Below are 12,851 nucleotides of genomic sequence, written 5' to 3'. Positions count from 1 at the left end.
ATAGAGTTTTTTTATAGGTCCCTATAAAATAGGACCGTTCTTCGCAAGATTACCGGACCATGCCAGTGCTACTGCTGCTCAGGATTTGACCATGACCGTTTCAGCCCTCCCGTCGGCACCGCTCCATCGACGTCTGTTCGCCATGCTGTACGACGCGCTGTTGCTACTGGCGATACTCTTTATCGCCTCGGCTATCCCGTTGATTTTTACCGGTGGCGAGGCGATCGAGGGTCACAACCTGCTACTGACCGGTTATTTTCTGCTCATTTGCTTTGGCTTTTTTGGCGGATTCTGGACCCACGGCGGGCAAACACTCGGCATGCGTGCCTGGCGCCTGCAACTGATCCGCGACAACGCCGGGGCGCTGGACTGGCTCGCCGCGCTGCTGCGTTTTTTAAGCGGGCTGCCCGGCTGGCTGGTGTTGATGCTGGGACTGGCAGTGTACTTCAACCCCCAAATACAGCTGCCGGGCATCCTGCGCTGGCTGCAAAATCTGCCCCACGGCAGCATCGTCCTGATTGGTCTGCTCTGGCTGGGATTCGACAACTGGCCCAATGGCTGGCGGGAACGCATAACCCACACCCGCGTTATCCTTCTGCCGAAGGATAGGGGCTAGTTGCTAGGTGCTAGGTGCCAGGTGGTTTGCGGAAACTGATTTTCTATCACCCCTCCCTAACCCTCCCCTTCCAGGGGAGGGGATATAAAAACTAGCTCCTGGCACCTACCCGAAGGGTATTAGCGTAATCGGCGGAACCAGAGTAGCGACGCGCCGATCACCAGCGCCGTGGGCAAGGCCGCTGCCAGCGCCGGCGGCAGCTCGTAGACCAGTCCCATCTGCCCGGCGAGCCGGTTGCCGATATAAAACACGATACCGACCAAAAATCCGATCATAATCTGTTGCCCAATACTGGTATGACGTTGTGCCCCGAACACGAACGGCACGGCCAGCAACACCATCGCGGCCAGGGTAAACGGCATCACCGCCTTGCCCCATATCGCCAGTTCGTACTGCCCGGAGTCCAGTCCATTATCGTGGAGGTAACCGATGTAGTCATACAGTTTCCAGACCGCCAGGGTATCCGGATCCACCGATACCACATTTATCAAATCCGGATCGAGCAGCGTACTCCAGGGCATCTCCTCGACTTTACGCTCGTGCAATGCCTGATCGCCGATTTCATAGCGGGTCACCCCCTTCAATAACCATTGTTCACCATCATAACGGGCACTTTTGGCCCGCATAAGCGTCTCCATGCGCTGGCCATCGAAAGTATACAAATGAATCCCGCGCAGCTTTGCCTGATCATCAATGCGACGCACGTTGATATAGGTACTCCCGTCCCGGGCCCAGAGGCCATACTGGGTATTCAGACTGATCTTTGCCCCCATCAGTTGCACACGTTTCTGGTTGCTGTATTCATATACTGGCGGTGCGATAACTTCACCAATCACCATAGCCAGCAGAATCAACATGGCGGCGGTTTTCATGACAGCCCAGACGATCCGTGTCAATGACAAACCCGCGGTACGCATGACCACCAGCTCGCGATTATTGGCCAGTGTCCCCAACCCCAACATGGTTCCCAACAGGGCGGCCATGGGAAAGATTTCATACATTTGGCGCGGCATGTTAAGCAGGGTATAGAGCAACGCATGCCAGATCGTATAATTGCCCCGATCGATCTGATCGAGCTCATCCACGAAGCCGAGCAGAGCGAACAGGGCGACCAGTACAGCAAGTACCGAAAACACGCCGACGATAACGGACTGGCCGATGTAACGCTCCAGTATTTTCATCTGCTTGTCGCTCCCTTGTGCCACCAGTGTCGGATACCGCTTTGACGCAATAACAGGATTACGGCAAGAAGTAACACCGCTCCATGCACCCACCACAGCCCTACCCAGGGCGATATCTTTTCATCAGACAGCCAGTTACGAGAGACAGTCAGCAAGTTAGTCAGTACCATATACAACACAATCGCGATCGCCAGTTTGCCATACCGATTCTGACGATGTGAGGTCACACTCAAGGGCACCGCTACGAATGCCAGGATCAGACACATCAGGGCCGATGAGATACGCCACTGTAGCTCAGCGGTATACCCCCTTTTATCTTCTTTCCAGAGTTCAATGGTCGGGATAGCCTTGTGCTTGCGGCTGGTGATCTCGGGCTCCTTCTCCTGGATACGTATCCCGTGTTTTTCAAATTCAACCACTGTATAGTCATCTTGCCCCGGCTCGCCCTCGTAACGATAGCCCGACTCCAGGACCATAAAACGATCACCGTTTTCTTCCTCGGTCATCTGATGACCGGACCGGGCACGGATAATCGATTGCCCCCCTTCACGTTGCTGCTGCACAAACACATTATGCATCCGATTCTGCTCACGATTCACTTCCTCGACGTAGAGCACGCCACTGCCCTCGCTCATCTCCTGAAAACGGCCCGGTGAGATACCCTGGATATCGCCACGTGCCTGCGCCACGGCAGTCAGGCGCTGGACCTGATGTTCCGCCCAGGGCGACAACTGCAAGCTGAGCACGCCCTGCAGCACCGCCACCACCAGCGCCAGCCCCAGCACCGCCCGCAGAATATAGCCGGTGCCAATACCACAGGCATTGATAGCCGCCATTTCACTATCGCGATACAGGCGACCCAGCGCCAGAATAATTGCCAGATACAATGCCAACGGCAGGATAAACACCAGCAGGCTGAGAATCCGCACCCCGAAGATCTGCAGCACCATGTCCACCTGCAGCGAACCCCGGGCCACATCATCGAACAGGCCCACCAGCTGCGCACTGAGCGCGATCAGCAACAGCACGAGGGCCACCGCCAAAAAGGTGAGAAAAACTTCCTTAACCAGGTACCGGGCTATAATCACGTCAGAATCAGGGGGTTGAAAACCGGCTCGTTCTTTATCTACACAAACAATACTGTATTATATTGTGCATCACGATGAATTAACCCTGTGTTTGGCGATTTTTTTATGATTGGCCAGCAGAGCGGTAACGGGGTTACGATCCGGCAAATCCGATTCAAAGCAGGCAAAAACAGGAATCCGTATGAATATTACGCTCAAATCGACACCGGTCGAACAACAAGCCGGCAGTTGCCTCATCGTCGGCGTGTTTGACAAACGCCGCCCCGATCCTCACGCCAAAGCGCTGGACAAGGCCTGTGGCGGCGAGATCAACCGTATTCTGAAACAGGGAGATATGGACGGCAAGGCCGGCCAGACCCTGATGCTGCACAAACTGCCGGGTATCAAGGCCACACGCGTCCTGCTGGTCGGTTGCGGCAAAGCGGATGAATTCGATGCCACCCAGTACGCCAAAACACTCGCCGTCGCCATCAAGGCGGCCCACGACTCCGGCGCCCGCGACGCCGCCTGCTATCTCACCGATCTGCCGGTCAAGGATCGCTCGCGCGCCTGGAATGTGCGCCGCGCCGCGGAGCTGGTCCACCAGACACTGTATCGCTACCACCAGACCTTCAGCAAACCGGAAAAACCCGATTACCCCCTGGGCAAGCTGCAGCTTTGCGTGGAAGAGAAGGCGCTCAAGACGGCCCGCACCGGCCTGAAGATTGGCGAGGCCATCGGCAAGGGCGCCAACTTCACCCGCGACCTGGGGAATCTGCCCGGCAATGTCTGTACGCCTACTTACCTGGCCAGCCAGACCAGCAAGCAGCTTAAAAGCTATAACAACCTGAAAGTAAAGGTATTCAACCAAAAGGCCATTGAGGAGCTGAAGATGGGCGCCTTCCTGTCGGTCGCCAAAGGCAGTCGCCAGCCCCCCAAACTGATCGTCATGGAATATAACGGGGGTAAAAAAGGCGATAAACCGTATGTGCTGGTCGGCAAGGGCATTACCTTCGATGCCGGCGGCATCTCCATCAAGCCGGCCGCCGCCATGGACGAAATGAAATACGACATGGGCGGCGCTGCCGGGGTGATCGGGACCATGCAGGCCATTGGCGAACTGCAACCGCCGCTCAATGTAGTGGCGATCGTGCCCGCCTGCGAAAACCTCCCCGACGGCAACGCCAACAAGCCGGGGGACGTGGTCACCAGCATGTCGGGCCAGACCATCGAGATACTGAACACCGACGCCGAAGGCCGACTGGTCCTGTGCGATGCCCTCACCTACAGCGAGCGCTTCAAACCCAAAGCCGTCATCGACACCGCCACATTGACCGGTGCCTGCATCGTCGCCCTGGGTAATCACCCCTGTGGACTGCTGAGCAATGACCAGTCGCTGGCCGACGCGCTGCTGGCCGCCGGCCAGACCAGTCGGGACCGCGCCTGGCAACTGCCCTTGTGGGATGAGTATCAGGAGCAGCTCAAGAGCAACTTTGCCGACATGGCCAACATCGGCGGGCGCGAGGCCGGCACCATTACCGCCGCCTGCTTCCTCTCCCGTTTTACCGAAAAGTTCAAGTGGGCCCATCTGGACATCGCCGGCACCGCCTGGAAAAGCGGCGCCGAAAAGGGCTCCACCGGTCGTCCGGTGCCGCTGCTGACCCAGTACCTGCTTGACCAGTGCGGCAAGAAATACCAGCTCTGATGACCCGGGTCGACTTCTACATCGTCGAGGATAATCGCGCCCAGGCCCGCCAGCGCCTGGCCTGTCGCCTGGCTGAAAAAGCCTACACACTGAACCATACTGTATATATACATGCCGACGACCGGCAGCAGGCCGAACAGCTCGATCAACTTCTGTGGACGTTTCGTGACGGCAGTTTCATCCCGCACAGCCTGCAGGATGATAAAGTGGCCTCACAAGCCGCTATCGTAATCGGCTGTGATGATGAACCGAAAGAGCACAATCAGGTATTGATCAATCTGGGCGAAACGGTCCCGCCCTTTTTCAGCCGCTTCGAGCGGGTGGCCGAACTCATCACCGGGGATGAACAGGCACGACAGGCGGGGCGGGAGCGTTTTCGGTTTTATCGTGACCGCGGTTATGAACTTAACACCCATAACCTTGACGACAAGGCATCATGAGCAAACAGAACGACCCAAGCGATCCGGCCACGGAAGATAACCTGCTCAATGCGCTGGAGTCGATCAAGAGTCTGCTCGAACAGAGCGAGACCAAGCTCACCGCCGCGCGTGACAGTATCAGCCGTGCCAATGATCCCGCAAATCCGCAAAAACCGCGCCGCGGAGCCGGTAACGAGCCGGTGGTGCCGGTACTGGAGGACATTATTGAACCCGGCGCCTATGATGCACCAATCGAGCAGATGGAGATCCCGGAAATAACCGACGAAGATGATACAACAACAAACAACACCACTCCCTCACCTGACAGCGAAGAGCCGGTTACCATGAGCGATCCGAAACAAACCGACAGCGACACCATGCTGGAGTTTCTCGACCATCTGCAGGCAAGCCTGGAAAAAGAGGTCCGCAACACGTTGATGCGCACCGTGGTCAATATCGAAAAAGAAGTCAAAAAAACCATCGCCGAACAGCTGGATACCATTCGAGAGCAAGTCCGTAACAAAAAATAAAAGGCATTAACCGCAGAGAACCACCGAGAAAAATCTGTAAAATAAACTACTAATCTTTTTTGAAAACACACAAGAGTGTACACGCGGGAGTAAGATCAACTTTTCCCGAAGCACAGGAACGGATAGAAACTCAGAAGCCAGTGCAGGCCGATCCCCCTCCAGAACGAGCGCAGGAAAAGCAGTGTGCCAGGGTTCAGAAACAGCCCGCCAAAGACACGCTGCCGGCGGGTCAAGCTCGCCGTCGGGATGATTGCCCCAGACGATAAATAGATATCCTCCCCGGCCATTGGCAGGAAATGGGTCCGTACCCGCTTCGTCAGCAGGGTGAGCAGCAGCTATACCCCGGCCGCGTCTGCCAGAAGTGTCATTTGGGAGCCGGCGCATTCATCACGACAAAGTTCAGCATGGCCCGGACCAAATAGCGGAAATTTTGGGCTTTTCGACCACCGCAGCATATGGCCGCCGGGCGGGATTCGGTATAATGCCGTTTTTCCGACCATCAATTCGCAAGCAACCGAATCGGACGTTTCGTGGACAAAACATATAACCCCCAAGCTATCGAACAACGCTGGTACGACACCTGGGAAGAGAACGACTACTTCGCCCCCTCGGGCACCGGCGAGCCCTTCTGCATCATGATTCCACCGCCCAATGTCACCGGCAGCCTGCACATGGGTCACGCCTTTCAGGACACCATCATGGATGCCCTGACCCGTTACCACCGCATGCGGGGTGACAACACCCTGTGGCAACCGGGTACCGACCACGCCGGCATCGCGACCCAGATGGTGGTCGAGCGGATCGTCAACGCCGAAGGCCGGACCCGTCACGATATCGGCCGCGAGAAATTCATCGAGAAGATCTGGGAGTGGAAAGAAGAATCCGGGGGCACCATCACCCGCCAGCTGCGCCGCATGGGCGCCTCCCCCGACTGGCGACATGAGCGCTTCACCATGGATGACGGCCTCTCCGACGCGGTCAAGGAGGTCTTTGTCCGCCTGTACGAAGAAGGCCTGATCTATCGCGGCAAGCGCCTGGTCAACTGGGACCCGGTGCTGCACACCGCGGTCTCCGATCTCGAAGTGCTCTCCGAGGAAGAGAACGGCCAGCTATGGCACATGCGTTACCCGTTAACCAACGGCACCGGCCACCTGATCGTCGCCACTACCCGTCCCGAAACCCTGCTCGGTGACTGTGCCGTCGCGATTCATCCGGGCGATGAACGCTACAAGCACCTGCTCGGTGAGTTCGTCGAGTTGCCCCTGAGCGGCCGGCGTATTCCGATCATCGCCGACGACTATGTCGATCCCGAATTCGGCACCGGTTGCGTGAAGATCACCGCCGCCCACGACTTCAACGATTACCAGGTCTGGCAACGCCATCGCGATGAAACGCCTATCGCCGATCAACCTCACGGCGGGCTGATCAATATCTTTAGCGAAAGCGCCGCCGTACGCGACACCCTGCCCGATGAAGGTCAGCTACTGCCGGCCGCCTACACCGGCCTGGATCGGTTCGAGGCACGCAAACGGATCGTCGCCGATCTGGAGGCACAGGAGCTGCTGGAGAAAGTCGAGCCCCACAAGCTGATGGTCCCGCGCGGCGATCGCTCCGGCGCGGTGATCGAACCGTTTTTGACCGACCAGTGGTACGTCAAGGCCAAACCGCTGGCCGAGCCGGCCGTCCAGGCCGTGGAAAGCGGTGCGATCAAATTTGTCCCCGGCAACTGGAAGAACACCTATTTTGAATGGATGCGTAATATCGAGGACTGGTGCATCAGTCGCCAGATCTGGTGGGGCCATCGCATCCCGGCGTGGTACGACAAGGATGGCAATATTTATGTCGGTCGCGACGAACAGGAAGTCCGTCAGCAACACCAGCTGCCCGATGATCTCACCCTGCAACAGGATGAGGATGTGCTCGACACCTGGTTCAGTTCCGCCCTGTGGCCCTTCTCCACCCTGGGCTGGCCGCAGCAGAGCGAACGGCTGAAGACCTTCTACCCCACCAGCGTACTGGTCACCGGCTTTGACATCATCTTCTTCTGGGTGGCGCGCATGATCATGATGGGGCTCAAGTTCATGGACGATGTCCCGTTTCGTGAAATCTACATCCACGGGCTGGTGCGCGACGCCCACGGCCAGAAGATGTCCAAATCCAAGGGCAACGTACTCGATCCCATCGATCTCATCGACGGCATCGAAGTCGAAACCCTGGTGGAAAAACGCACCCAAGGCATGATGCAGCCGCACCTGGCCGAGAAGATAGCCAAACAGACCCGCAAGGATTTTCCCGACGGCATTCCCGCCTTCGGCACCGATGCCCTGCGCTTCACCTTCGCCGCGCTGGCCTCCACCGGCCGCGACATCAACTTCGACATGGGCCGCATCGAAGGCTATCGCAACTTCTGTAACAAGCTGTGGAACGCGGCGCGCTATGTGTTGATGAATACCGAGGAGCAGGATTGCGGGCAGAATGGCGGCGAAGTGGAACTGTCCGTGGCCGACAAATGGATCATCAGTCGTCTGCAGGAGACCGAGCAGCAGATCAACAAGGCGATCGGCGAGTACCGTTTCGATCGCGCCGCCAACGCCCTGTACGAATTTACCTGGAACGAATACTGCGACTGGTATCTGGAGCTGTCCAAACCGGTACTGATGAGCGACGCCGCCAGCGAGGCGGCCAAACGTGGTACTCGCCGTACCCTGGTGCGCGTGCTGGAAGCCGTGCTACGCCTGGCCCACCCGATCATGCCCTATATCACCGAGGAGATCTGGCAACGCATCGCCCCGCTGGCTGCCCGAGACGGCGAGACCATCATGACCCAGCCCTATCCCGAAGCGGACGACGGCAAGATCGATCATGCCGCCGTCGAGGAGATGGAGTGGGTCAAGCAATTCATCGTCGGCATTCGCCAGATCCGCAGCGGCATGGACATCAAGCCGGGCAAGCCGCTGCCGGTAATCCTGCAGCACTACAGTGACCAGGATAAAGCCCGCGTCGAACGCAATCATCATTACCTGCAAAACCTGGCCCGGATCGAGTCCATCGACTGGCTCCCCGACGATAAAGAGGCGCCGGAGTCGGCCACCGCCCTGGTCGGCGAGATGCAGATCCTCATCCCCATGGCCGGACTGATCGACAAGGATGCCGAGCTGGCACGCCTGAACAAGGAGATCGACAAGCTGGAAAGCGATGCCAAACGCGTCGAAGGCAAGCTCGGCAACGCGAGCTTCGTCGACAAGGCACCGGAGGCGGTAGTTCAGAAAGAGCGCGACAAGCTCAAGGATATCCAGAGCACTTTGCAGCAGCTCAAATCCCAAAAAGATAAGATCGCCCGGCTGTAGCTCACAACCCTGGAATTACAACCCGATTGCGCGCATAAAAAAAGCCCCGCGATTTCTCGCGGGGCTTTTTTGAGACAGCAGATGTTTAAGGCTTAGGCCTGGACATCTGTCGCCTGCGGGCCCTTCTGGCCGTTCTCGACATTGAAAGTCACGGATTGACCTTCAGTCAGAGTACGGAAGCCTGATCCGGTGATAGCCGAAAAGTGAACAAATACGTCACTGCTTCCATCAGAAGGAGCGATAAAGCCGAAGCCCTTGGATTCGTTAAACCATTTAACGGTTCCTGTTGCCATGATAATTTACCTATTCAAAAGTTATTAATAAAAGTCCGATACATGTCTTGCGAGGTTTCAACAGGTATTATCTTGGAAAGAAATACTGACAAGAACCAGAGAGATGTAGCGTATGCGCATTATATACTGGAATTTAACCAGAAACACCACACATTTACAGTATTTGGGAATAATAATCGATAATTCAAGATCAAAAGCGTCGAAACCGACTCCAACGAGTGAAAATCATCCCGGCTGGCGGGCTTCAGAGCGATGACAACACCCGGTTTCCCGTTATACCCGGGCGGGCCATTGTTCCATTCAGTTTCCGTCCGGCATACGCACGGTTTTCACCAACAGCCCAGGGGCCTCCTTATCCAGGTGAAATTCAAACGGGAAATGCTAGGATTGAAAAGCAGGAACCCGCGCGAGGAGCAACGCATGCCACAACTGAATGTTAACGGTAAATCCTACACGCTTGATATCGATCCCCCCCTGCGGTGGGCCCGACACGATGGACCGGGCCTGAGCGGTCAACCCTCCCTGCGTCTGTCACTGAAACTCTTCGCCTGACGGTGACCACGATGGCGAATTGGGGCACTGACCGCGACGTAATCCAGACTGCTCACCAGTGGCTGCAAGAGGGCCATGCGCTGGTGCTGGTCACCGTGTTGAAAACCTGGGGCTCCTCGCCCCGCCCGCCCGGCTCGCTGCTGGTGATGCGTCCGGACGGCGTGCATGTCGGCTCGGTCTCCGGCGGTTGCGTGGAAGAGGATCTGCTGGCCCGCTATCGGCAGAATGAGTTGAGCGATCTGCCTGTTCGACTCGATTACGGGGTCGATCGCCAAGAGGCGACCCGATTCGGCCTGCCCTGCGGCGGGCGGCTGGAGCTGTTGCTGGAGCAGTTAATCGATCCGGATCAACTGCAACCGTTGCTGAGTGCCATGGAACAGGACGAGCTGGTGGCGCGTCGGGTGGATCTGACCGGCGACGCGGTCAGCCTGGGCCCGGCCAGCGCCGATCAGGCCTTCAGTTACACCGATGAGGCCATCAGCAAGGTGTTTGGCCCGCAGTGGCAGATGCTGCTGATCGGCGCCGGCCATTTGTCCCAGTATGTCTCGCAGCTGGCGCTGATGCTCGACTACCGGGTGATCGTCTGTGATCCGCGCGAGGAGTATGCCGCCGGCTGGCAGGTACCCGGTGCCCGGCTGATCGGCATGATGCCGGACGAGGCGGTCGGCGAATACACCGGCCACCCCCGCAGTATCGTACTGGCCCTCACCCACGATCCCAAGCTGGATGATATGGCCCTGCTCGAGGCGCTCGGCTCGGAGGCGTTCTATGTCGGTGCCATCGGCTCGCAACGCAACTGCGACGCCCGCCGCCGGCGCCTGCGGGAACTGGGGCTGAGCAGGGCACAGATCCAGCGCCTGCACGCCCCGGTCGGACTCGACATCGGCAGCCATACCCCGCCGGAGATTGCTCTGGCCATCCTCGCCGAGATCACCGCATTGCGTAATGCCGCCACCGCGGTCGTGCGCAACCCGGATGCGGTCAATGTGGTATGAGCCCCGTCACCGGGATCCTGCTGGCCGCAGGCCAAAGCCGGCGCTTTGGCCGCAACAAACTGCTCCAGCCCCTCTCGAATCAGGTCCCGATGGTGGCGCAGGCGGCGCGCAAACTGAAAGCCGTGTTACCCGAAAGCGTGGCCGTGGTCGGCCCCGATGATCCTCGCACCGCGGAACTGCTCGAAGCAGAAGGCCTGCAGGTCGTGATCAATCCCCAACCCGAAACCGGTATGGGCTGCAGCCTCGCCTGCGCGGTACGCGCCAGCCACGATGCACCTGGCTGGTTGATCACCCTGGGCGACATGCCCTGGATCGACAAACAAACGACCCGGGCGATCGCCACGGCACTGCAATTACCCCGGGATATCATCGCGCCCCTTTATGGCGACCGCCGCGGCCACCCGGTCGGGTTCGGCAGTGCTTATGTCCGGGATCTGTTGGCCCTGGACGGCGATCACGGCGCCCGCCCCATTCTGAACGCCAACCCGCAGCATCTGACACTGGTTTCCGTCAACGATCCCGGTGTATTGCGGGATGTGGATTACCCGGAAGATATGTCGAGTTCTGAGTTCTGAGTTCTGAGTTCTGAGTACTAAGTACTAAGTACTGATTCACACTCCGGCCAGCGACAGCACCAGATTGACAATGCCGAGGATCACCGCAATAAAGATCACTACCCCGATAATTCCCAGAGTAATGTATTGCCAGGGTTTGCCGTGGGTAAAGTCCCGCTCATAATGACTGCTTTTCTGTACGCCGAGAAACCCCGCCATGACGCTCTTGGCGACATCCCATAGACTCGGGGGCTGGTTATTATCCTTATTCACTGCAACACCTGCCTTGTTTTACTCTGAAATTTATCATCTGTCTCATAACTGTCCTGCGATGCGCTCGCCTTCCTTGACATTGACCAGCAGCAACAACCCGCCGCCGAGTGCGAAAAGCAGCGTAATCGACAGGATCCCCAGCCGCGAGCTGTCGGTCAACATGGCAACCGTACCCATCATCACCGGCCCGATCACTGCGGCGAACTTGCCCATCATGTTGTAAAACCCGAAAAACTCACCGGACTTCTCCGGCGGGATGATGCGTGCGTACAGGGATCGGCTCAGTGACTGTACGCCTCCCTGCACCAGGCCGATCACCACGGCCAGCATATAGAACTCATACACCTCTTCCATAAAATAGGCCCAGGTGGTCACGAAAAAATAGACCCCCAGGGCGATCAATATACCGGCTTTTGGCCCGATTTTCTGCCCCAGCATACCGAACAACAGGGCAGCGGGAAAACCGACAAACTGGGTAATCAACAGGGCAATGATCAGATCATTACTGTCAAAGCCGATCGACATACCGTAATCCACCGCCATGCGCACCACCGTATCGACACCGTCGATATAGAGCCAGTAGGCGAGCAGAAACAGCGAGACTACCCGTAACTTGCGGATCTCCTGAAAGGTAGTGCGTAACTGGCGGAAACCGCCGCGTACCGCCTTAAACATCGGCAAACGCAGCCCTTCGTCCGCCGGCACGTTGAATACCAGCGGCAGGGTAAATACCGCCCACCAGATGGCCACGGTAATAAAGGAAAAACGCACCGCCTCGCCGGCATCGGCGAAACCGAACCAGGCGGGATAGAGCGTCATCAGCACATCCAGGCTAAACAGCAATCCCCCACCCAGATAGCCCAGGGAATAACCATAACCGGAAACCAGATCATACTGTTCGGGCCGGGCGACCTTGACGATCAACGCGTCGTAGAAGATCAGACTGCCCATAAAGCCAATCACGCCCAGGGCATAGAGGATAGCCGCGGTCAACCATGCGCCCTCGGCAACCCCGTACAGGCTGACGGTCATGATCATGCCCAGGGACGCAAAGGAAAGCAGCAGCCGCTTGCGGGCCTGGCCGGCATCGGCAATGGCGCCGAGTATCGGCGCCAGCAGGACGATGACAATGCCGGCGGCGGAGTTGGCAACCCCCAGATGAAAGGTGCTGGTGGTGGCTGACTGATCCGCGCTCAGGTACTCTTTGAAAAAGATCGGAAACAACCCCGCCAGCATGACCGTGGCAAAAGCGGAGTTAGCCCAGTCATACAGGGCCCAGGAAAGCACTTTCTTTTCGGTGAGCAGTTTCCACATACTGG

The 12,851-nt window shown here is 57.7% G+C and carries 13 protein-coding genes; 8 read left to right on the top strand and 5 right to left on the bottom strand.

The annotated features are described in order from the left end of the window. Positions 1-91: 91 nt before the first annotated feature. Positions 92-616 (top strand): RDD family protein, encoded by a 525-nt coding sequence (locus tag EDC23_RS07515; RefSeq protein ID WP_134082928.1) that lies wholly within the window; start codon positions 92-94, stop codon positions 614-616. Positions 617-735: 119 nt separating this feature from the next. Here EDC23_RS07515 and lptG read toward each other — a convergent pair whose 3' ends face one another. Both lptG and lptF read right to left on the bottom strand, forming a co-directional pair. Further along, entirely contained in the window at positions 736-1,797 is a 1,062-nt protein-coding gene (gene lptG, locus EDC23_RS07510) for an LPS export ABC transporter permease LptG (protein WP_134082925.1), read from the bottom strand. Next, positions 1,794-2,885 (bottom strand): LPS export ABC transporter permease LptF, encoded by a 1,092-nt coding sequence (gene lptF / locus EDC23_RS07505; RefSeq protein ID WP_166668803.1) that lies wholly within the window; start codon positions 2,883-2,885, stop codon positions 1,794-1,796. Before lptF ends, lptG begins: the two co-directional genes overlap by 4 nt. A gap of 181 nt (positions 2,886-3,066) precedes the next feature. On the opposite strand from lptF, the gene EDC23_RS07500 reads away from it, so the two are divergent. The 4 genes from EDC23_RS07500 (at position 3,067) to EDC23_RS07485 (ending at position 8,865) form a co-directional block, all read left to right on the top strand. Then, positions 3,067-4,569 (top strand): leucyl aminopeptidase, encoded by a 1,503-nt coding sequence (locus tag EDC23_RS07500; protein WP_134082919.1) that lies wholly within the window; start codon positions 3,067-3,069, stop codon positions 4,567-4,569. Continuing rightward, positions 4,569-5,009, top strand: a complete 441-nt coding sequence (locus tag EDC23_RS07495; protein ID WP_134082916.1) for a DNA polymerase III subunit chi — start codon at positions 4,569-4,571, stop codon at positions 5,007-5,009. The genes EDC23_RS07500 and EDC23_RS07495 overlap by 1 nt, the downstream gene beginning before the upstream one ends. Next, positions 5,006-5,518, top strand: a complete 513-nt coding sequence (locus EDC23_RS07490; RefSeq protein WP_134082914.1) for a hypothetical protein — start codon at positions 5,006-5,008, stop codon at positions 5,516-5,518. Before EDC23_RS07495 ends, EDC23_RS07490 begins: the two co-directional genes overlap by 4 nt. A 530-nt stretch (positions 5,519-6,048) precedes the next feature. Then, complete coding sequence (locus EDC23_RS07485) at positions 6,049-8,865, top strand: valine--tRNA ligase (protein ID WP_134082911.1); 2,817 nt, start codon at positions 6,049-6,051, stop codon at positions 8,863-8,865. A gap of 92 nt (positions 8,866-8,957) precedes the next feature. Here EDC23_RS07485 and cspE read toward each other — a convergent pair whose 3' ends face one another. Continuing rightward, entirely contained in the window at positions 8,958-9,158 is a 201-nt protein-coding gene (gene cspE, locus EDC23_RS07480) for a transcription antiterminator/RNA stability regulator CspE (protein WP_134082908.1), read from the bottom strand. A gap of 420 nt (positions 9,159-9,578) precedes the next feature. Between cspE and EDC23_RS14325 the strand changes: the two genes are divergently transcribed. The 3 genes from EDC23_RS14325 to EDC23_RS07470 are packed head-to-tail and all read left to right on the top strand — an operon-like array spanning position 9,579 to position 11,280. Continuing rightward, the gene (locus EDC23_RS14325; protein ID WP_279585920.1) at positions 9,579-9,710 is read left to right on the top strand and encodes a hypothetical protein; all 132 of its coding nucleotides are present in this window, start codon (positions 9,579-9,581) and stop codon (positions 9,708-9,710) included. An 11-nt stretch (positions 9,711-9,721) separates the two neighbouring features. Continuing rightward, positions 9,722-10,705: an XdhC family protein gene (locus EDC23_RS07475; RefSeq protein WP_134082905.1), complete on the top strand. Its 984-nt coding sequence runs from the start codon at positions 9,722-9,724 to the stop codon at positions 10,703-10,705. Continuing rightward, entirely contained in the window at positions 10,702-11,280 is a 579-nt protein-coding gene (locus EDC23_RS07470; RefSeq protein WP_134082902.1) for a nucleotidyltransferase family protein, read from the top strand. Before EDC23_RS07475 ends, EDC23_RS07470 begins: the two co-directional genes overlap by 4 nt. Before the next feature lie 36 nt (positions 11,281-11,316). Here the strand turns inward: EDC23_RS07470 and EDC23_RS07465 are convergent, their stop codons facing one another. Next, positions 11,317-11,532, bottom strand: coding sequence for a DUF2970 domain-containing protein (locus EDC23_RS07465; RefSeq protein ID WP_134082899.1), 216 nt, complete (start codon positions 11,530-11,532; stop codon positions 11,317-11,319). Between the two features lie 42 nt (positions 11,533-11,574). Continuing rightward, positions 11,575-12,846: an MFS transporter gene (locus EDC23_RS07460; protein ID WP_134082896.1), complete on the bottom strand. Its 1,272-nt coding sequence runs from the start codon at positions 12,844-12,846 to the stop codon at positions 11,575-11,577. Between the last annotated feature and the right edge of the window lie 5 nt (positions 12,847-12,851).

This window comes from Thiohalophilus thiocyanatoxydans (genome assembly GCF_004366735.1).
Classification (GTDB): Bacteria; Pseudomonadota; Gammaproteobacteria; order UBA6429; family Thiohalophilaceae; genus Thiohalophilus; species Thiohalophilus thiocyanatoxydans.
The sequence above is the reverse complement of the archived record's forward strand: the minus strand, read 5'-3'. Positions and strand labels throughout refer to the sequence as shown.

Coding starts and splice junctions, on each gene's coding strand:
- EDC23_RS07460 (WP_134082896.1), bottom strand. CDS start 12,846: ATGTGGAAACTGCTCACCGAAAAGAAAGTGCTTTCCTGGGCCCTGTAT.
- cspE (WP_134082908.1), bottom strand. CDS start 9,158: ATGGCAACAGGAACCGTTAAATGGTTTAACGAATCCAAGGGCTTCGGC.
- EDC23_RS07470 (WP_134082902.1), top strand. CDS start 10,702: ATGAGCCCCGTCACCGGGATCCTGCTGGCCGCAGGCCAAAGCCGGCGC.
- EDC23_RS07515 (WP_134082928.1), top strand. CDS start 92: ATGACCGTTTCAGCCCTCCCGTCGGCACCGCTCCATCGACGTCTGTTC.
- EDC23_RS07495 (WP_134082916.1), top strand. CDS start 4,569: ATGACCCGGGTCGACTTCTACATCGTCGAGGATAATCGCGCCCAGGCC.
- lptG (WP_134082925.1), bottom strand. CDS start 1,797: ATGAAAATACTGGAGCGTTACATCGGCCAGTCCGTTATCGTCGGCGTG.
- EDC23_RS07490 (WP_134082914.1), top strand. CDS start 5,006: ATGAGCAAACAGAACGACCCAAGCGATCCGGCCACGGAAGATAACCTG.
- EDC23_RS07475 (WP_134082905.1), top strand. CDS start 9,722: ATGGCGAATTGGGGCACTGACCGCGACGTAATCCAGACTGCTCACCAG.
- EDC23_RS14325 (WP_279585920.1), top strand. CDS start 9,579: ATGCCACAACTGAATGTTAACGGTAAATCCTACACGCTTGATATCGAT.
- EDC23_RS07500 (WP_134082919.1), top strand. CDS start 3,067: ATGAATATTACGCTCAAATCGACACCGGTCGAACAACAAGCCGGCAGT.